The sequence below is a fragment of the Sphingobium indicum B90A genome (genome assembly GCF_000264945.2).
GTDB lineage: Bacteria > Pseudomonadota > Alphaproteobacteria > Sphingomonadales > Sphingomonadaceae > Sphingobium > Sphingobium indicum.
Genome location: NZ_CP013070.1, coordinates 2,413,208 through 2,432,345, shown reverse-complemented (window position 1 = coordinate 2,432,345; position 19,138 = coordinate 2,413,208). Strand labels below are relative to the sequence as shown.

15 protein-coding genes are annotated in these 19,138 nt (G+C 66.3%); 8 read left to right on the top strand and 7 right to left on the bottom strand.

The features are described from left to right. Positions 1–5: 5 nt before the first annotated feature. A complete protein-coding gene (locus SIDU_RS11875; protein WP_007686104.1) occupies positions 6–2,378 on the bottom strand; it encodes a glycoside hydrolase family 3 N-terminal domain-containing protein in 2,373 nt (790 codons plus the stop codon). Next, positions 2,375–4,750, bottom strand: coding sequence for a glycoside hydrolase family 3 N-terminal domain-containing protein (locus tag SIDU_RS11870; RefSeq protein ID WP_073507146.1), 2,376 nt, complete (start codon positions 4,748–4,750; stop codon positions 2,375–2,377). Before SIDU_RS11870 ends, SIDU_RS11875 begins: the two co-directional genes overlap by 4 nt. A gap of 158 nt (positions 4,751–4,908) precedes the next feature. Here SIDU_RS11870 and SIDU_RS11865 point away from each other — a divergent pair, with 158 nt between their 5' ends. Both SIDU_RS11865 and SIDU_RS11860 read left to right on the top strand, forming a co-directional pair. Beyond that, positions 4,909–7,041: an alpha-glucuronidase family glycosyl hydrolase gene (locus SIDU_RS11865; protein ID WP_007686111.1), complete on the top strand. Its 2,133-nt coding sequence runs from the start codon at positions 4,909–4,911 to the stop codon at positions 7,039–7,041. Positions 7,042–7,081: 40 nt separating this feature from the next. Further along, the gene (locus SIDU_RS11860; protein WP_007686113.1) at positions 7,082–8,122 is read left to right on the top strand and encodes a LacI family DNA-binding transcriptional regulator; all 1,041 of its coding nucleotides are present in this window, start codon (positions 7,082–7,084) and stop codon (positions 8,120–8,122) included. A gap of 118 nt (positions 8,123–8,240) precedes the next feature. Here SIDU_RS11860 and SIDU_RS11855 read toward each other — a convergent pair whose 3' ends face one another. Beyond that, a complete protein-coding gene (locus SIDU_RS11855; protein WP_007686114.1) occupies positions 8,241–8,654 on the bottom strand; it encodes a MarR family winged helix-turn-helix transcriptional regulator in 414 nt (137 codons plus the stop codon). A 337-nt stretch (positions 8,655–8,991) separates the two neighbouring features. Here SIDU_RS11855 and SIDU_RS11850 point away from each other — a divergent pair, with 337 nt between their 5' ends. The 4 genes from SIDU_RS11850 to SIDU_RS11835 all read left to right on the top strand — a co-directional run bounded on the left by SIDU_RS11850 (position 8,992) and on the right by SIDU_RS11835 (position 12,535). Then, entirely contained in the window at positions 8,992–9,867 is an 876-nt protein-coding gene (locus tag SIDU_RS11850) for a ThuA domain-containing protein (RefSeq protein WP_007686115.1), read from the top strand. A gap of 71 nt (positions 9,868–9,938) precedes the next feature. Further along, positions 9,939–10,925 carry an RraA family protein gene (locus SIDU_RS11845; RefSeq protein WP_007686116.1) on the top strand — a complete coding sequence of 329 codons (987 nt, stop codon included), beginning with the start codon at positions 9,939–9,941 and terminating at the stop codon, positions 10,923–10,925. A 70-nt stretch (positions 10,926–10,995) separates the two neighbouring features. Next, positions 10,996–11,433, top strand: a complete 438-nt coding sequence (locus tag SIDU_RS11840; protein ID WP_007686117.1) for a nuclear transport factor 2-like protein — start codon at positions 10,996–10,998, stop codon at positions 11,431–11,433. An 85-nt stretch (positions 11,434–11,518) separates the two neighbouring features. After that, positions 11,519–12,535, top strand: a complete 1,017-nt coding sequence (locus SIDU_RS11835; RefSeq protein ID WP_007686118.1) for a fatty acid desaturase family protein — start codon at positions 11,519–11,521, stop codon at positions 12,533–12,535. A 58-nt stretch (positions 12,536–12,593) separates the two neighbouring features. Here the strand turns inward: SIDU_RS11835 and SIDU_RS11830 are convergent, their stop codons facing one another. Then, positions 12,594–13,304 (bottom strand): GntR family transcriptional regulator, encoded by a 711-nt coding sequence (locus SIDU_RS11830; RefSeq protein ID WP_007686119.1) that lies wholly within the window; start codon positions 13,302–13,304, stop codon positions 12,594–12,596. Between the two features lie 54 nt (positions 13,305–13,358). Next, entirely contained in the window at positions 13,359–14,663 is a 1,305-nt protein-coding gene (locus SIDU_RS11825) for an MFS transporter (protein ID WP_007686120.1), read from the bottom strand. A 100-nt stretch (positions 14,664–14,763) separates the two neighbouring features. Between SIDU_RS11825 and SIDU_RS11820 the strand changes: the two genes are divergently transcribed. Together SIDU_RS11820 and SIDU_RS11815 are read left to right on the top strand one after the other, a co-directional pair. Continuing rightward, positions 14,764–15,750 carry a ketopantoate reductase family protein gene (locus tag SIDU_RS11820; RefSeq protein ID WP_025772280.1) on the top strand — a complete coding sequence of 329 codons (987 nt, stop codon included), beginning with the start codon at positions 14,764–14,766 and terminating at the stop codon, positions 15,748–15,750. A 96-nt stretch (positions 15,751–15,846) separates the two neighbouring features. After that, positions 15,847–17,376, top strand: coding sequence for an acyl-CoA synthetase (locus SIDU_RS11815; protein WP_007686124.1), 1,530 nt, complete (start codon positions 15,847–15,849; stop codon positions 17,374–17,376). Between the two features lie 37 nt (positions 17,377–17,413). On the opposite strand, the gene SIDU_RS11810 is transcribed toward SIDU_RS11815, so the two are convergent. After that, complete coding sequence (locus SIDU_RS11810; protein WP_007686126.1) at positions 17,414–18,211, bottom strand: hydroxypyruvate isomerase family protein; 798 nt, start codon at positions 18,209–18,211, stop codon at positions 17,414–17,416. 13 nt (positions 18,212–18,224) lie between these two features. After that, the gene (locus SIDU_RS11805) at positions 18,225–19,112 is read right to left on the bottom strand and encodes an NAD(P)-dependent oxidoreductase (RefSeq protein WP_007686128.1); all 888 of its coding nucleotides are present in this window, start codon (positions 19,110–19,112) and stop codon (positions 18,225–18,227) included. Positions 19,113–19,138: the final 26 nt, after the last annotated feature.

Below are 19,138 nucleotides of genomic sequence, written 5' to 3'. Positions count from 1 at the left end.
CCTGTTCAGATGATTTCGAGCGTGGTTTTCTGGAGGTTTTCGCTGTCCGGCCCGGTCATGATGTCGAACAGGCCGGGTTCGACCACTTCCTCCATGTCCAGATTCCAGAGCGCGAAGGCGGCGGGCTTCAGAGTCATGCGCACGGCGCGGCTCTCGCCGGGGGCCAGCGTGACGCGTTCGAAGCCCTTTAGCTCCTTGATCGGCCGTGTGACGCTGGCGGTCCGGTCGCGGACGTAAAGCTGGACGACCTCGTCGCCTGGCCTCTGCCCCATATTGCGGACGTCGACCTCCACCGTCACCTCGCCGCCCGTGCCGATGCGCGGCGACGACAGGCGGGGCGGCCCAAACTCGAAACGGGTGTAGCTGAGGCCGAAGCCGAAGGGGAAAAGCGGCGAAATATCCTCGAACACATAGCCGCGCCGGGCAGACGGCTTGCGGTTGTAGAAGATCGGTATCTGCCCCGCATCGCGCGCCACGGTGACGGGCAGCTTCGCGCCGGGATTGACGTCCCCGAAAAGGATGTCGGCCATGGCAGTGCCGCCCTCCTGCCCCGGATACCAGCATTCCAGCAGCGCGTTGGCGCCCTCCGCAACCGTGGGATAGCTGGGCGGGCGGCCATTGATCGCGCACACCACCACCGGCTTGCCGGTCGCCTTCAGCGCGGCGAACAGTTCGTTCTGCTCGCCCAGCAGGTCCAGGCTCGTGCGGTCGCCCAGATGATTCTTTGCAAAGCCTTCCCGGCTGGTCTGTTCCGTGTCGCCTATGGCGAGCAGGACGATGTCCGCTGATTTCGCCACCTCGACCGCCTGCGCGATCAGGGCGCGGTTCTCCGCCGGATCGGCCAGCAGCACCTCGTCCGCCGAGCGATCCTCGCTCCGCGTGATGAAGACGCCCTGGGCGTGGACGACCTCCGCCTTGCCCTTGAGCTTCGCCTGCACGCCTTCCAGCAGGGAGACGGTCTGGCGCGGAACGCTGCTATAGCCGCCCAGTCGCGCAATGGCGGCATTGGGACCGATCACCGCGACCCGCTTGTGCGCGCCGGGCGTGAGCGGCAGCGTGCCGTCATTGCCGAGCAGCACGATGGAACGCTGCGCCGCCTTCAGCGCCAGGGCGCGCGCCTCCGCATTGCCGGCCAGTCGCTCATGATCCTTGCGCGGCCAGGGATTTTCGAACAGGCCCGCGCGGAACTTGAGCGTCAGCATCCGGGTGCAGGCCAGATCGACCGCCTCAAGCGGCACTTTGCCCGCGCGGACCTGTTCGACGAGCGTCCGATAGGCCTGGCCATCGGGCAGCTCGCAATCCACGCCCGCCCGCAGAGCGGCGCGTGCGGCCGCCTCCGGGTCGGGCTGGACATGGTGGATCGTATCCAGTTCGTGGACCGCGCCATAATCGCTGACGACGGCGCCGTCGAAATGCCATTCGCCGCGCAATATGTCGTTCAGCAGCCAGCGGTTCTGGTGCGAAGGCACGCCGTCTATCTCGTTATAGGACGGCATGACGGCGGCGATGCCGGTGCGCTTCACCACTTCCCGGAAGGGCGGAAAGAAATTTTCGCGCAGTTCCCGTTCGGAGATCGGCGCGGGTGCGATATTCTCGCCGCTCTGGGGTTGGCCATGGCCGGTCATGTGCTTGAGCGTCGCCATGACCTTGTCCGGGCCGATCTGCCTGCTCCCGCCCTGAAGGCCGCGCACGGCGGCCACGCCCATCTCGCCGCAGAGATAGGGGTCTTCGCCGAAGGTCTCCTCGATCCGGCCCCAGCGGGGGTCGCGGGCGATGTCCACCACCGGCGAAAGCGCCAGATGGACGCCGCGAGCCCGCACCTCGCGAGCGATGACCGACTGGACATCCTCCATCAACTGGCGGTCGAAACTGCCGGCCAGCCCGATCGCCATGGGAAACATGGTCGCCTCGGTCGCCATAAGCCCGTGCAGCGATTCCTCATGGAACAGCACGGGGATGCCGAGCCGCGTCTCCTCCATCGCCCATTTCTGGACGGCGGTGATGAAGGCGACCGTCTCGGCGGGCGTCCGCCAGCGCGCGCCCACGCCGCCCGCCTGGGTCGATCCGTTGGGCGCGCCGCGACGGTCGGACGGGCGGGTGATCTGGCCGAAGCCGTCGGGATAGGCCTTGCTCGCCTTGGCGGGAGAGAAGGTCAGATCGTCCATGACGTCCGCCTTGGTTGCCCAGAGCGCGATGATCTGGCCGACCTTCTCCTCCAGCGTCATGCGCGCCAGCAGATCCCTGACGCGCAGGTCGATGGGGGCGGCGGCATCCTTGTAGAGCGGCCCGCCCTTCCCCTTCGCAACGGCGGGCGCAGCGGCGAGCAGCGAGGTCGAGGCAAGCAGGCCCAGCGCCTGGCGGCGCGCGAAACCGCTCATGGCGCCACCGTCAGCGTAGCGGATTTGAGCGCGACCGAACTGTTGCCGGTCATGATCTCGAAATCGCCCGGCTCGACCACGCGGTCCATATGATCGTTCCACATCTGGAGCGCTTCCGGCCCGACCGTGAAGGTCACCGTGCGCACCTCGCCGGGCTTCAGCGTCACGCGCTGAAAGCCCTTCAACTCCTTGATCGGCCGGGTGACCGAACCGACCTTGTCCCGCACATATAATTGGACGACCTCGTCGCCCTCGCGCCGGCCGCTATTGCGCACGTCGACCGACACGCGGGTCGTGCCGCCGACGCCGATCTTCGCGGCCGACAGGCGCGGCGCGGACAGGTCGAAGCTCGTATAGCTGAGGCCGAAGCCGAAGGGGTAAAGCGGATCGGTCGTATCGAAGAGATAGCCGCGCCGGGCGCTGGGCTTAACATTGTAGAACATCGGCAACTGCCCTGCCGAACGCGGGATCGTCACCGGCAGCTTGCCGCCCGGATTGACGTCCCCGAACAGCACGTCCGCCACGGCATGGCCGCCCTGCTCGCCCAGATACCAGCCTTCCAGAATGGCGTCGGCCTGTTCCGAAACCTTGACGGTGGAGGCCGGACGACCGTTGATGAGCACCACGGCGATCGGCTTGCCCAGCGCCTTGAGAGCGTCGAACAGTTCCTGCTGCTCGCCCATCAGGTCCAGGCTGGGGCGGTCGCCCAGATGATTGTCGGCCCACCCTTCCCGGCTCGATTGTTCCGTGTCGCCCAGCGTCAGGACGATGCGGTCGACATGGCGGGCCGCCTCGACCGCCTGGGCGATCAGGCGGCGGTTTTCCGCGGGATCGGACCGGGTGACCTTGTCCGCCCACCAATCGTCATTCTCCGTGATCCTGACGCCCTGCGCGAAGACGATCTTCGCCCGATTCCCGACTTTCGCCCTGATGCCTTCAAGAATCGAGACGCTATGCGGCGGCTGGCCATAATAGCCGCCCAGCCGCGCCACGGCGGCGCTGGGCCCGATGACGGCGATGCTGCCCTCCGGCTTCAGCGGCAGCATGCCGTCATTCTTGAGCAGGATGATGGAACGCTGCGCCGCCTTCAGCGCCAGAGCGCGCGCCCGCCCATCATTGGTGATCTTCTCCGAAGCGGCGGCGTCGGCATAGGGATTTTCGAACAGGCCGGCGCGGAACTTCAATTCCAGCATATGCCGCACGGCACGGTCGACCAGCGCCTCGCCGATCTTGCCCTCGCGCACCTGGCGGCCGAGCGTCGCGTAGGAAAGACCGTCGGGCAGGTCCGCATCCACGCCCGCATCCAGCGCGCGGCCCGCCGCCTGCTCCAGATCGGCGGCGACATGGTGGATGTTCATCAACTGGTCGACCGCCGAATAGTCGCTGACCACCGCGCCCCTGAAGCCCCATTCGCCGCGCAGCACATCGCGCAGCAGCCAGCGATTGGCGTGGGAGGGCACGCCGTCGATCTCGTTATAGCTGGCCATCACCGCCTCGATCCCGGTGCGTTTCACCACCTGTTCGAAGGGCGGAAAGAAATTCTCGCGCAGTTCGCGTTCGGAAACCGGCGCCGGACCGACATTGGTGCCGCTTTCGGGCTGGCCGTGGCCGGTCAGATGCTTGAGCGTCGCGAAGACCTTGCCCGGCGGCAGCAGGCGCGACCGACCCTTGCCTTGCAACCCCTCGACAGCGGCGACGCCCATCTCTCCCACCAGATAGGGGTCTTCGCCATAGGTTTCCTCGATCCGGCCCCAGCGCGGATCACGGGCGATGTCCACCACCGGGGAAAGAACCAGGCTGACGCCGCGCGAGCGGATTTCGCGGGCGATGACGGCATTCACCTCGCGCAGCAGGTCGGGATCCCAGGAGGAGGCCATGGCGATCGACTGCGGAAAGCTGGTAGCGCCAACAGCCGCATAGCCGTGCAGCCCTTCCTCATGGAACAGGATCGGGATGCCCAGTCGGGTCTGCGTCGTCGCCCAGCGTTGCAGCGCGTTGACCAGCGCCACCGTCTGGCGCGGATTGCGGCCGGGGATTTCGCGGGGGGAGAAGGCCCCCTTGGCATCGGAGGGGCGCGTGAACTGTCCCATGCCATGGGGAAAGCGCTGCGCCAGTTTCGATGGGTCGAGCTGCAAGCTGTCGTCGAAAATCCTGACCTTTTCGGTCCAGACTGCGGTGATCTGGGCGATCTTCTCCTCCAGCGTCATGCGGGAGAGCAGGTCGTCCACCCGCGATTCGATGGAGGCGTTCGCATCCTTGTACAGCGGACGGGCGCCCGTGGATGCGGGCGCCGCCGCAACGGGAGCGGCGGGCGTCGCGACCGCCAGCGTCAGCAGCGAAACCGCGCCCAACAGCTTGCGCAACCGGATCACGAAACAGCCTCTCCCCTTTTTTGCGGCGGCTTCCAGCTTTTTGCTTGCCGCATCCCAACTGATAGCGTTAACATTGCTCAGACAAGAGCGACCTGTCAATGCCCTTCGATCCGAAGCCTCGGTTCGGGCGAAGACAGGAAGGAGAGGAAAGGGGATCTATGTTCGCGCGCCTGTTCTGCTGGATCGTCGCCACCGCCGTCATGACGGCGCCCGCTTTGGCGGAGGACGGCTATGATCTGTGGCTGCGGCACGAAAAGGTGCGGGATGGCGGCAATCTGGCGCGGCACGCCGCGGCGGTCGTCGCGCCGGGTCGCAGCGCGACCGCGCTGGCCGCCCGCGACGAACTGATGCGCGGCCTTGCGGGCGCGAACGGCGCGGCGCCGGCATTGGTTGAAAAGCCCATGAACGGCGCGATCTGGCTCGCGACTCCGGCCTCCGAGCCCGATCTGCCGGTGAAGCTCGACGGGCTGGGCGAAGAGGGCTATGCCATTCGCTCGGTCACGCTGGACGGCCAGTCCGTGACGGTGATCGCCGCCAATGGCGATGCGGGGCTGCTCTACGGCGCCTATGCCTATTTGCGGCTGGCGGAAACGGGCGCATCGCTCGACCGGCTCGACATTCGCAGCGCGCCGCGCATGAAGCTGCGCTTGCTCAACCATTGGGACAATCTGGATGGCACGGTGGAGCGCGGCTATGCCGGGCAATCCATCTGGGACTGGTGGCGCCTGCCCGACTGGAAGGGGCCGCGATACACCGACTATGCCCGCGCCAACGCCTCCATCGGCATCAACGGCACGGTCCTCAACAATGTGAACGCCAGGTCCGACAGCCTGACCGCGCCCTATATCGCCAAGGCGGCGGCGCTGGCGGACGTATTCCGGCCCTATGGCATCAAGGTCTATCTGTCGGTGAAATGGACCGCGCCGATGGAACTGTCCGGCCTCAGGACCGCCGATCCGCTCGACCCCGCGGTCGCCGCCTGGTGGAAGGCGAAGGCCGACGAAATCTACAGGGCCATTCCCGATTTCGGCGGCTTCCTGGTGAAGGCGAACAGCGAAGGGCAGCCGGGGCCGCAGGATTACGAGCGCACCCATGCCGATGGCGCGAACATGCTGGCCGCCGCCGTGAAGCCGCATGGCGGCATCGTGATGTGGCGCGCCTTCGTCTATGCGCATGACAATCCCGACGACCGCGCCAAGCAGGCTTATAGCGACTTCAAGCCGCTGGACGGCCAGTTCGCGGACAATGTGCTGGTGCAGGTGAAGAATGGCGCGATCGACTTCCAGCCGCGCGAACCCTTCCATCCTCTGTTCGGCGCCATGCCCCGGACGCCGCTGATGATGGAATTCCAGATCACCAAGGAATATCTGGGCCAGTCGACCCACCTCACCTATCTCGGCCCCTTGTTCGAGGAGACGCTGAAAAGCGACACCTTCGCCCGCGGCAAGGGATCGACGGTTGCCAGGGTGATCGACGGATCGCTGGAGGGCCACAAGCTGACCGGCATTGCCGGCGTCGCCAATATCGGCGCCGACCGCGACTGGAGCGGATCGATCTTCAACCAGGCGGACTGGTACGCCTTCGGCCGCCTCGCCTGGGATCCCGACCTGTCGGCGGAGGCGATCGCACGCGAATGGGCAGCGCAGACTTTCTCGACGGATGCGAAGGTGGTCGATCCAATCGTCGCCATGATGATGGGATCTCGGGAGGCGGCGGTCGATTACATGACCCCGCTCGGCCTGTCCCATGTCATGGGCACCGGCCATCATTATGGCCCGGCTCCCTGGATTTCAGAGCTTGCCCGGCCCGAATGGAACCCAGTCTATTATCACAAGGCGGACGCGCAGGGGATCGGCTTCGACCGGACGAAAACCGGCAGCAACGCGATCGCCCAATATGCGCCGCCGGTCGCCAGGATGCTCGCAAATCCGAAGACGACGCCGGAACGCGACCTTCTCTGGTTCCACCATGTCGGCTGGGACGCGAAGCTGAAATCCGGCGACACCCTGTGGAACGGCCTCATCCGCCATTATGACGCGGGGGTCGCCTATGTCGCGGCGATGCGCCGTACATGGGACGGCCTGCGCCCCCATGTCGATGCGGAACGCTTCGCCCAGACCCAGGCTTTCCTGGGCATCCAGCATCGCGAGGCGAAATGGTGGCGCGATGCCAGCATCGCCTATTTCCAGACACTGTCCAAACGCCCGCTGCCGGCGGGCACGGCACCGCCGGAACATGACCTGAACTGGTACAAATCGCTCACCTTCCCCTATGCGCCGGGCAATCCATGACTGGTTTTAGGGGGCGGCAGAGGCTAGTCGGTGAACGACCATGAACGAACGTAAGCCGCCGACAATCCGGGAAGTCGCCGCACGGGCCGGCGTGTCCGTGATGACCGTGTCGCGCGTCGCGAACAAGCAGAGCTGGGTCAGCCCCCAGACCCGCGCGCGGGTGGAACAGGCGATCGCGGAACTGAACTATGCGCCCAACGTCTCAGCCCGGGCGCTGGCCGGCGGCGACGACCGGCGGGTAGCGCTGCTTTACCGCAACACGACGACCTCCGCCTATCTGGGCGAATTGCTGCTGGGCGGGCTGGATGAGGCGGCGAAGCATCACCTCCACCTGGTGGTCGAACAATGCGAGACCGGCGCCACGGCGGACGACATCATCGCCCAGATCCTCCAGGCCCGCGTTTCCGGCGTCATCGTGCCGCCGCCCCTGTGCGACTGGGACGAACTGGCGCAGGCCCTCACCCGGCAGGACATTCCCTGGGTCGCGATCGCGCCTGACGAGAGCCATGGCATGATGGTGGTCGCGATCGACGACCGCCAGGCCGCGAGCGAGATGACGCGGCATCTGATCGACCTCGGCCACCGCCGCATCGCCTTCATCCAGGGCAATCCGCAGCACCGTTCCAGCGCGCGGCGGCTGGAGGGCTTTCGCGCCGCCATGACCGCGCAAGGCCTGGCGGTGGAAGAGGATTATATCGTGGAAGGCGATTTCAGCTACCGTTCCGGGCTGGAGGCGGCATCGCATCTGCTGAGCCTGGAAACGCCGCCCACGGCGATCTTCGCCTGCAATGACGATATGGCCGCCGCGACCATCACCATCGCGCATCAGCGGCAGATCAGCGTGCCCGCGGATCTGACGGTCTGCGGTTTCGACGACACGCCGCTCGCCGCCGCGATCTGGCCCACGCTCACCACCATTCGCCAGCCGATCCGCGACATGAGCCGCGCCGCCATGACCCTGCTGGCGGAGGCGATGAAGCGCGGGGACGAAATGAACGGACGAGGGCTGGCGCGGCTGGACTACAGCCTGGTGCGCCGCCAATCCGACGCGGTCCCGCGCCTGAACCACAGGCGGGCGTAGCGACTTCCGCTCGCAAGCCACGTGTTCCAGCGAAGGCGGAAGCGCGAATCAATTGCGGGACCGGGCTGCTGCCGTCGCAGGAGCGCGTTTCCCTCAATATGTTGAGACCTCAAATTTCTCAGGCGAAGCGCGCCAGCAACTCGTTGAGCAGCGGTCGCAATCGGCGGATCTCGTCGCGATGCGTGGCGGACAGCTTCGCCAGCAGGTCCAGCGCGCGCGGCGTCAATTGCAGTTGCGACCGGCGGCGATCCGTGGCGCTGGCATGACGCGTCACCAGCCCCAGCTTTTCCAGCCGGTCGACCAGGCCCGTCGCGCTGTGCGGCTTCAGCAACAGGCGCCGCGCCACATAACCCACCGTGGCGTCCTGGGCAGGCGCGGCGCGCAGGGCAAGCAAAGCCTGATGCTGCTGGGGGGTCAGCCCCATCTGCGCCGCCCGCTCGCTGCTGAACGCCTGAAACTGTCGCAACGCGAAGCGGAATTCCGCCAGCGCCGCATAATCCCCATCCTGCAACATGGCGCCGTCTGCTTCCATAAGACCTTCATCTTCATATCGCGCCGCGTTTCATAGGCGGCATCCAGCACCAAAGAGGGATTTGCCCGATTCGGGAAGCCCGCAACGGCATGATGGCGCGGGTTCCCGCAGATGCGCGGCCACTCTGCCCCCATCCGATGGGGAGAAACGACCCGTTTTCCCCATCGTCCTGCCGGGTTCGGGCCTGTTTGCCCGAAGCGCAAGAAAAATAGCGAGAGGGATTGGTATATCCGCCACATTATGGCAGATCATATAGGATATTATCGACCAAGAGAGTCGCAAGACCATCTATGCTGGCGAGGGTGAGTTGAAAGGGATGTTCACAGGGCGGTTCCCCATGCGCCGACATGCGGCATTGGCGGCGATGGCCGTCGCCTTCCTTTGCCCGGTCGCAGCCGGAACGGCTCCCTTGCCGCCGGTGCGCATCCTGCTGTTCGCCGGGCCGAAGCAGCACGGCGCCCCCGGCCGCCACGAATATGAGAAGGACATGCGCGAACTCGCCTGGCTGCTGGAGCATTCCGGCGCGGCTCGGCAGGTGAAGACGCAGGTCATCGTCGGAGAGAAGCCGCGGGACCAGGCCATGCTGGAAACGGCGGACGCCATCGTGATCGACGGCAATGGCGACTGGCTGAAGCGCGAAACCGGCGCGATCTTCCAGCAATATGCCGAAACCGACGGCCTGGGCTACAATGCGGAGACCACCGCCGCGCTCAAGGATTTCGATGCGCTGCTGAAGCGCAGGAAGACCGGGCTGGTCGTCTATCACTATACGATGTTCGTGGATAACCGGGCGGGCCGGCTCTATCTCAACGATTGGCTGGGCGGTGTCTGGATTCCCTATGTCTCGCACAATCCGGTCGACACATGGGCGATCAGGCCGATCCCCGGCAGGCATCCGATCCTGCGCGGCGTCAAGCCGTGGACGCCGCGGGAGGAGATGTATGCGCGCTATTTCCTGCCCGACAACAGCCGCCGCACCCCATTGCTCACCGCCAGGCCGTCGCAGGCGGCGAACGGCACCGGCGGTCCGGTCGCCTGGGCCTATGAACGGCCCGACGGAGGACGTTCGGTCGTGTGGGGCGGCAACGACTTTCATGACAACATGCATCTCTATCCGCAGCAACGGCGGTTCCTGGTGAACGGAATCCTGTGGGCTGCGGGCGTGGAGGTGCCGCGGGGCGGCGCGAACGACCAGATGCCGCCGGAATTCTGAAATGGACGGGTACGACCGGCTGCCGCGCACGCCCGCGCCGCGCCGCGCATGGAATGGGGAGATGCTGAACCATGGGATTTGACCGGCGGCTGATGAGCGCCGCCCTTGCCCTTTCGGCCATGCTGCTATCGCAGCCGGCATTGGCCGAGGACGGCTTCTTCACGCGCGAGCAGGTGATCCGCCATACGCCGGCCTGGACCGGGGAACGCTTTCCGGACGGCCGGCCGAAGGTGCCCGACGACATTTTGGAGCGGATGCGGGAGGTCACGCTGGAGGAAGCCTGGGCGACGCTGCGCAGCGCCGGGTTCAACCATCAATATGAGGATGGCTGGCTGTCCATCTTCCCCGGCAAGGTGCTGGTCGGGCGGGCGCTGACCTCCCAATGGCTGCCCGGCCGCCCGGACATCCAGGCAGTGCTGGAGAAGCAGGGCATAGCCGACAAGCGCAAGGGCGCCATGAACGCCTGGCCGGTCGACATGCTGCAAAGGGGCGACGTCTATGTCAGCGACCATTTCGGACTGAAGCAGGACGGACCGTCGATCGGCGACAATGTCGGCAACGCCATCTACGCCCGCAGCGGCAACGGCATCGTCTATGACGGCGCGGTGCGCGACATCAACGGCCTCAAGGAACTGCCGAACTTCGTTTCCTTCGTCCGCTCCTACGACCCGTCGCACCATTTCGGCGCGATGGCGACGGGCGCGCGGCTCAATTCGACGATGGTGGGCATCAACGGCCCGATCCGCATCGGCAAGGCGACCGCCATGCCCGGCGATGTCGTGCTGGGCCGCGACGGCGGCGTGCTGTTCATCCCGCCGCAACTGGCCGAAAAGGTGGTGAAGCTGTCGGAGAACACGCGGCTGCGCGACATGTTCGGCCATATGCGCCTGCGCGAGGGCAGATATACCGCCGGCCAGATCGACACGCGCTGGACCGACGCGATCGAGGCGGACTTCTTCGCCTGGCTCCAGGCCAACCAGAACAAGCTGCCCGTGAAGCCCGAAGCCGTGAGGCAGATCATCCGCGATCATGAAGCGGGCATCCCCTATGAGGGATGACCCTATGACGGATGACCGGCCCGCAACCCACCCTTCCCCCAAAAAACGCTTGAGAAAGGCTCCTGCCGCCATGGACTTCCGCCTCCCCTTCGCCGCCGCCCTGCTGGGCCTTTCCCTGGCCGGCGCCGCCCAAGCCGCAACGCCCGCCGAAGTCGTCGCCCGCCATGTCGAAAGCATGAAGCTCGGCAAGTTGCAGCCGATCATGGACGATTATTCCGCGGACACGGTGGTCGTGACGCCCCAGGGGCTGGTCGCGGATCAGGCGCCGGCCAGGGGTCCGGGCATCTATTCAGGCCAGGCGCAGGCGCGCCGCGTCTTCGCGACGCTGACCGACAAGGATCATCATCCCGGCATCAAGGCCATGGAAACGACGATCGAACCGGCCGGCCCGGACAGCGTCATCCTGCATTGGGTCCAGTTCAAGGGGCAGCCCCAGCAGGTGTCGGGCAAGGACGCCTTCATCGTGCGCGACGACAAGATCGTGTTCCAGGCCATTTTCGTCGACTGACGCAGGGTGCGCACTTGACGCTCGATCGCGCCGCTCATAGCGTCCCCCGCGACTGGCTTTGCGCGGCATTCGGAGACATGGGCCCATGGAAGAGGTCGCCAAGGAGCGTCCACCCGGATATCGCTATTCGCGGCGCGGCACCCTGGCGCTGGTCCGCGAACTGTCGGTCATCGACAACCGTCGCAACGCCCTGCTGCTCGTCCTCCAATGGGCGATAGCAATCGGGGCGGGCGCCGTCGCCATCCATGTGGACCGAATCCCCGTCTATCTGCTGGCCGGCTTCGTCATCGGATCGCGCATTCAGTGCCTGGCGGTCATGATGCACGACGCCTGCCACGGGATGCTGTTCAGCAATCGCCGCCTCAACGATCTGATCGGCGACATCTTCGTCGCTTATCCGCTCGGCTTCAGCATCGACCTGTACCGCGCCAATCACATGTATCACCACCGCTACACCAACACCTTGCGCGATCGCGACTATCGCGTGCAGCGGCGGGACAGCGACCAGCACTTCCCGAAAAGCGGCGCCGCCATGGCCTGGCTGCTGGTCCGCAGCGTGACCGGCCTCAACTTCCATCGCATGGCGCGGGACAGCCGCGTCTGGGCGCCCTTCGCCAATTTCCACAATCCCGGACGCTTCGGTTACGACTTCAGCCTGGGGCTGCGCATTCGCTATGTGCTGTGGGCGCTGCTTTTCTACGGCCTGATCCTCCTGTCGCCCTTCCGCTGGAAGATACTGGGCCTTTTGCTGATCCCGCAATTCATCTGGGCAAATGTCTTCAACCGGATACGGGCAATGGCCGAACATAACGGCGTCGCCGACGAGCGGGAGCTGAACGGCACGCGCACGGTCATCCCGACCCTGCTCGATCGGTTCCTGATCGCGCCGTTCAACGTCAGCTATCACCTGGAACATCATCTGTTCCCCTCGGTGCCCTGGCCCAACCTGCGGCGGCTGCACGCGCATCTGATGACCGATCCGACCTATGCGGCGGACGCGCACATCACCCGCGGCTATTGGGGCATGATCAGGGAATTGATGCCGCCGCGCGCCTCTGCGGGCGAAAGCGGACCTGTCGTCCCATCAGAGGCGAAGTCCTGAGGTTCCGCGCTCCATGCGGGCGGGCGCGGACGATAATCCATCCGGCGCCCTCATGATTTCAAACCTTCTCGGCCGCTTCAGCAACGGGTCCGTAGATCGTGCTGAGCAGCATGTTGTTGTGCCCCGAAAGCATCTCGAGCGCCCGGCGCTTGTCGCGGGAGAGGCAAAATTGGGCCAGCAGGCTGTGCTTTTCATAGGCCTGGTCGGGATCGACGTCCGTCTTCAGCATCAACGAGCGATAGCGGCGCGTCTGCTCGTAAAGATCCTGATATATGGCGATGAGATGATCCGAACCGCATGCCCCTATCAGGGACAGGTGGAAACGCCAATGCACCCGCTCGAACGTGTCGATCCTCTTGTCGATGTCCGTGGGGGGATTGTCCGTGAACATCTTGAGCCGGTGGAGGCTCGCCACGATCTCGACCTCCCAATCCTCCGTGCCGCGATCCATCGAAAGGGCGAGCGCGCCCTGTTCGACGACCGTCCGCGCCGTCATGATGGACTGGAGATCCTGGGGACTGACCGGGACGACGCGGAACCCCCGCTGCCCCGCGAAGGTGACGAGGCCCCGCCCCGCCAGATTGGCCAGCGCCTCCCGGATCGGCGTCGGACCCAGCCCGGTCCCCTCCGAAAGCGCCCTGATGTTGAGCCTGGTCCCGGGCGCGATGTCGCCGGAAAGGATCGCGTCGGAAAGCAGGCGGGCGGCCGCCTCCGTATGGGTCGCGAATGCGGATTCGGCGGGGGGGGATTTCCGTGGTTCGTAGGACATATGGGTTTCAGGATCGCATGGAGTCAGGGAGTGGGCAAGTCGATTAGGGCGCGTTTAGCCGCTGGCTGCGGACGATGGCAACTTCGGCAGAGCGAACAGCAGCAGCGCGGCCGTCACCAGCGCGCCCGCCGACAGGAGCAGGGCGAGCGTGTAGCTGCCGGTGGCGTCGTACATATAGCCCGACGCGGCGGGACCGATGGACCCTCCGACCAGGAAGACCGCAAAGAGCGCTCCGTTCACTGAGCCGAAGCGGCTGGTGGCATAATAGCGGCCGACGAGGAACGACATGATGTCGTTTTCAGAACCGATGCCAATCCCCGCCGCGATGGCCGCGATCAGAGCGACAACCGCCACATGGGCGCCGCCCGCGACCAGCGTCAGCATTCCCGCCGCGACCATCGCGAACAGGCATTGGGCCAGCGCCACGGCCGGCAGTCGGTCGAGAAGATAACCCACGACGATCCGCCCGAAGATCAGCGCCGCGCCGATCGTTCCGGCCATTCCAGCGGCGCGGGTCGCATCGACGCCCGCATCGGTCAGCATCGGCACGAAATGCACCACGGTCGTCAATATCCCCCAGGCGGAAAGGAAAAAGGCCAGCGCCAGCAGCAGGAACGTGCGGTCGCGCAGCAGCGGCGGCCCATCGGCGGAAACGGCGGCTTCCTGTCGGAGGACGCGGGCGCCCGTGGGCCGCGCAGGCGGCAGGATCGTGCGCCGCCAAAGCCAGATGAGCGCCCCGATGACGGCGAAGCCCGCCAGCTCGATGCCGGCCAGCGCCATATAGCCTGCCCGCCAGCCGTGCGCGGCGATGATGGGCGTGAGGAACAGGGGGATCAACCCTCCCCCCAATCCGGACCCCGCGAGGGACAGGCCCAACGCCAGTCCGCGACGGCGCTTGAAGCCCGCGATGATCATCTTGGTGATGACGGGCGCCGCGGTGCCCGCCCCCAGCAACGCCACCAGCGCCATCAGCGCCACATAGGAGAAGAAGTCGGCGCTCAACATTCCCAGAAGCAGCAAGCCGGCGGCCAACCCCAGCAGAGAGGGGAGCAGCACGGGCAGGACGCCGAAACGGTCGACGCAGCGGCCGACGAAGGGCGCGCAGAGCGCCGTCAGCATGGAGGCGACGAAGGGCGCGATGCTCACCGTTCCGCGTCCCCAGCCGAATGCGTCGGCCACCGGCTTCAGGAAAAGCCCGGTCGAGAACAGGAAGGTGCTGCTGATTCCCACGGTGATGCCCAGGAACGCAACCAGGATGATCGGCCAGCCATGTCGCAGTTCGGCCTCGCCCTCGGCTTCCCCGGCTGCACCGAAAAGCCCGATGTCGGGGTTTATCGCGCCTGTCGATCTTCCGTCCATTCTGGCATCCTCCATCGTTGAAATATCGATAACATGTCTGAACGTCGATTGACAATCGGTATATTCAAGGAATATCGATAAATCAAACATGGGGATGCCAATGAGAATCGCGGTATATGGAGCAGGAGCGGTGGGCGGCCATTTCGCCGCGCGGCTGGCCGCCGCCGGCCATGAGGTGTCGATCGTCGTGCGCGGCGCGGCGCTGGCGGCGATCCGCGCCAGGGGATTGACCCTCATCTCCGGTCCGGAGCGGCTGGACGTCCGCGTGAAGGCGTCCGACGATCCCACCGATCTCGGTCATCAGGACCTGGTGATCTCCACCCTCAAATCCTCGTCGCTCCATGTCCTGGCGGAGGGCGTCCAACCCTTGCTGGCACCGGACACGCCGGTCGTCTTCGCCCAGAACGGCATTCCCTGGTGGTACGCGCACGGGCTTCCGCAATCCCCCCTTCTGCCCCGGCTGGGATGGCTCGATCCCGGCGGCGGGCTGGAGGAGCATGTCGGGCTCCGCAGGACGATCGGCGGCGTGATCTTCTCTTCCAACGAGGTGATGGAACCGGGCGTGGTGCGCAACGATTCTCCGGAATATAACGCCCTGTTCGTCGGCGAGCCGGATCGGTCGGAAAGCGACAGGATCGTGAAGCTGAGGACGATCCTTGCGGAGGCGAGACTGGCCAGCCCGTCCCACCATGACCTCCGCGAGGTGCTCTGGCGCAAATTGATCGCCAATATGACGGTCTCGGTGCTTTGCATGATTACCGGCCAGACGGCGCGGGAAGCCGTCGAGGATCCGATATTCGGCGATGCGGTGCCCAGATTGATGGCGGAGGCCGTCGCCATCGCCGCCGCCCAGGGATATTCGATCCCGCCCATGCCGCCGGGCTATCGCGCGCCCGATCACAAGCCCTCCCTGCTCCAGGACTTCCTGCTTGGCCGGACGCTGGAGATGGATGCGCTGGTCAAGGCCCCCATGGCGTTCGCCCAGGCGGCCGGGCTGGCGAGCCCGACGCTCGACATGCTCGGCGCGCTGGCCCAGCGGCTGGCCGCGAATGCGGGTTTGTACCGGCCTGTCGCAGCGGCGGGTTGACCAGGGGCGTCGCGCCCGGCGCCTGCCCGCGTGGCACGCAATGGCCAAGCCGCCAAGGCGTGGCCCGACATCCACCACGACCAATGGAGTGCGCAGATGACAGCCACGCTTCTCTCAGGCAACAGGGTGATGCAACCCGCCGCCTTCGAACGCGAAATCGAACGCGCGGCCGCCGCGATGCAGTCCAGCGGCGTGGCTCCTGGCGATGCTGTCGCCCTCTTGCTGCGCAACGATTTCGCCTTTTTCGTCGCCAGCCTGGCCGCGCGCTGGATCGGCGCGTTCGCCACGCCGATCAACTGGCATGCGACGCCGGACGAAATCGGCTATATCCTTCAAGACAGCGGCGCGCGGCTTCTGATCGCCCATGACGACCTGGCCGCCCCGCTGGCCGGCCGGCTGGCGGGCATGACGCTGGTCTGCGTGCCGACGCCGGCGGAGATCGCCGCTGCCTATCGCCTCCCGCCTTCGATTGCCCCGGCGGAGGCCATGGCCTGGGACGCCTGGCTGCCCGACGAAGCCAGCCCCGCGCCGCCCCGGGGGCCGGGCGGCGCATCCTCCCTGATCTACACCTCCGGCACGACGGGAAAGCCCAAAGGCGTGCGGCGCAGGCCGTTCGAACCCGGCCACCTGGCCGCGCAGGCGCAGATCGCCGTTCACGGTTATGGATTGGACCCCGCCGAAACCATCCGGGTGCTCATGACCGGACCGATGTACCATTCGGCCCCCAATGCCTATGGACTGGTGTCGGCGGAACTGGCGGAGAAGATCGTGCTGGAACCGCGTTTCGATGCGGAGGAGCTGCTGGCCCTCGTTCAGCAGCACCGGATCACGCACATGCATGTGGTGCCGACGATGTTCGTGCGCCTGCTCAAACTGCCCGCGGAGGTCCGGGCCGGCTATGATCTTTCCTCCCTGCGGTTCGTCGTGCATGGCGCCGCCCCCTGCCCCACGGAGATCAAGCGCCAGATGATCGACTGGTGGGGGCCGGTCATCCACGAATATTACGGTTCGACGGAGACCGGCCTTGTCACGGGGCATGGCTCGTCCGATGCCCTTGCCAGGCCCGGAACGGTCGGGCGCGCGCTTCCCGGCGTGACGCTCCGGGTGATCGGGGAGGATGGCAAGGACGCCGGAACCGGCGAGGCGGGGGACATCCACGTCCGGTCCGAAGCCGTGCCGGACTTCACCTATCATGGCCATCCGGACGAAAAATCGGCACTTGAACAGGCCGGCTTCGTCACGGTGGGGGACATTGGCTGGCTCGACGAGGACGGCTATCTGTTCCTGTGCGATCGGCGGCGCGACATGATCATCTCCGGCGGGGTCAACATCTATCCCGCGGAGGTGGAGGCGGCGCTGCTCGGCATCGGCGGCGTGCGCGACTGCGCGGTATTCGGCATTCCCGACCCCGAATTCGGCGAAGCGGTATGCGCCTATGTCGAACCGGACGAGGAAGCGACGCTGGATGCGGCGGGAATCCAGAGGAGCCTGGCCGGCAGCCTGTCCCGCTACAAGATTCCCAAGGTGGTCCGGTTCGAAACCCACCTTCCCCGCGAGGATTCCGGCAAGATATTCAAGCGTCGCCTGCGCGAAGCCTATTGGGCGAATGAGGGGCGCGCGATCTGAAAAGCGACGTCAGCCGCCACGGCGGCTGACATCCCCCTTATGCGGACGGATGCAGCCGGCGCATCTCCGCGAGCCAGCCGAGCCCCGCCGTCGTCGGCCCGGCCGGACGATATTCGGCCCCATGCCATCCGCCATAACCCGACGCCCGGAGTCCGGCGAACGCCGCGGCGAAGTCGATCGATCCGGTGCCTGGCTCGTTCCGCCCCGGCGCATCGGAAAACTGGACATGCGGCGCGATATGGCCGTGCGCCGCCCATGCGCGAGCGATGTCGTCGCCATTCATCGCGACATGATAGAGGTCGAAAAGCAATCCGAACCCAGCCGAACCGATCAAGCGAACCATATCGGCCGCTTCGTCGATGGATGCGAACAGCGCGTCGGGCATCTCCACGCGGTTCATCGGTTCCACCAGCAGCACGGCATCGGGCGCGAGGCGGCCCGCAAGCGCGAGCGCCTGGCCGGCATTGCGCCTGTAGGTTTCCAGACACGCTTCCCTGTCATGGCCGGGCGGAATGCGGGAAGGCCCGACATGGACGAACCGGGCATCCATTTCCCTCGCTGCGCGCAGCCCCCGCTCAGCGGCGGAAGCGAACTCGGCCTCGCGGCCCGGAACGCCCGACAGGCCGGGGCCGCCCGCGAAAAGATCGCCGAGCGGCAGGTTCATGAGCACGACCGGCATTCCGGCGGCGCGCGCGGCCTGCGCCATCTCCGCCGGATCGCCCTCGTCGATCACCTGTATCTCGACCCCGTCGAAGCCCGCCCGGGCGGCCGCGGCGAACCGCTCAAGCAACGGAAGCTCCCGGAACATCATCGACACGCTGGCGCTGATCTTCATCGTCATTCCCCTTTCAGATCGCATCGCCGATTGATTGCATGGCCCGCAGCGCGCGGTGGACGGCGCTATGGTCCAGCGAGCGGTCCGGCCCGTCGGCGGCACGCGCGAACATGTCCTCCGCCCCGGCGAGCAAGGGCAGCGACAGGCCCAGATCGGCGGCCATCGCGGTCGCCATGCGCAAGTCCTTGAGCTGCGTGGCGACGGTGCCGCCCGGCACATGGTTTCCGTTCAGCATGCGCGCGCCATGCTGGCGAAGGACCGTGGAGTCGGCAAATCCGCCCTCCAGCGCGGCGAACGCCTCGGCCGGCCTGCCTCCGCCGCGCTCGATGATCAGCAGGGCCTCCGCGACGGCCTCTATGGTGATCCCGACGATCATCTGGTTGGCTAGCTTGACCAACTGCCCGCTCCCGACGCCGCCCACCGGGTTCACCCGGCCCAGCGTTTCCAGCAGGGGCCTCATCTTCTCGACCGTCGCCGGAACGCCCCCGGCGAAGATGGTCAGCCTGGCATCGATCGCCCCGCGCTCGCCGCCCGACACCGGGGCATCCATGTAATCGATCCCCAGGGCGGACAGGCGGTCGGCCTGCCGGCGGGCCGAAGGCGGGTCGATGGAACTCATCATGACGACGGTCGCGCCCGGCCTGATCCATCGCGCCACGCCGCCGTCGCCGAAGAGGAGCCTGTCGCAGGCTGGACCATCGCTCAGGACGATGAACACCGAATCGGCGTCGGCCACGCACAGCCGCGCCGTATCGGCGACCGACACCCCGTCCTCCGCAAGCGCCGCCGCCTTATCCGCCGTGCGATTCCACGCGCTGACCGCATAGCCCGCCCGCGCCAGGTTCCGTGCCATCGGCGCGCCCATCAGCCCCGTACCCAGCAGCGCCACGCGATCGATCACAGCAGTCCCCTTTCAATTTGCTTGAT

What these genes read in the sequence shown, in the direction of transcription:
- SIDU_RS11875 (WP_007686104.1), bottom strand. Translation starts at nt 2,378, where the DNA reads ATGAGCGGTTTCGCGCGCCGCCAGGCGCTGGGCCTGCTTGCCTCGACC.
- SIDU_RS11865 (WP_007686111.1), top strand. Translation starts at nt 4,909, where the DNA reads ATGTTCGCGCGCCTGTTCTGCTGGATCGTCGCCACCGCCGTCATGACG.
- SIDU_RS11860 (WP_007686113.1), top strand. Translation starts at nt 7,082, where the DNA reads ATGAACGAACGTAAGCCGCCGACAATCCGGGAAGTCGCCGCACGGGCC.
- SIDU_RS11855 (WP_007686114.1), bottom strand. Translation starts at nt 8,654, where the DNA reads ATGGAAGCAGACGGCGCCATGTTGCAGGATGGGGATTATGCGGCGCTG.
- SIDU_RS11850 (WP_007686115.1), top strand. Translation starts at nt 8,992, where the DNA reads ATGCGCCGACATGCGGCATTGGCGGCGATGGCCGTCGCCTTCCTTTGC.
- SIDU_RS11845 (WP_007686116.1), top strand. Translation starts at nt 9,939, where the DNA reads ATGGGATTTGACCGGCGGCTGATGAGCGCCGCCCTTGCCCTTTCGGCC.
- SIDU_RS11840 (WP_007686117.1), top strand. Translation starts at nt 10,996, where the DNA reads ATGGACTTCCGCCTCCCCTTCGCCGCCGCCCTGCTGGGCCTTTCCCTG.
- SIDU_RS11835 (WP_007686118.1), top strand. Translation starts at nt 11,519, where the DNA reads ATGGAAGAGGTCGCCAAGGAGCGTCCACCCGGATATCGCTATTCGCGG.
- SIDU_RS11830 (WP_007686119.1), bottom strand. Translation starts at nt 13,304, where the DNA reads ATGTCCTACGAACCACGGAAATCCCCCCCCGCCGAATCCGCATTCGCG.
- SIDU_RS11825 (WP_007686120.1), bottom strand. Translation starts at nt 14,663, where the DNA reads ATGGACGGAAGATCGACAGGCGCGATAAACCCCGACATCGGGCTTTTC.
- SIDU_RS11820 (WP_025772280.1), top strand. Translation starts at nt 14,764, where the DNA reads ATGAGAATCGCGGTATATGGAGCAGGAGCGGTGGGCGGCCATTTCGCC.
- SIDU_RS11815 (WP_007686124.1), top strand. Translation starts at nt 15,847, where the DNA reads ATGACAGCCACGCTTCTCTCAGGCAACAGGGTGATGCAACCCGCCGCC.
- SIDU_RS11810 (WP_007686126.1), bottom strand. Translation starts at nt 18,211, where the DNA reads ATGAAGATCAGCGCCAGCGTGTCGATGATGTTCCGGGAGCTTCCGTTG.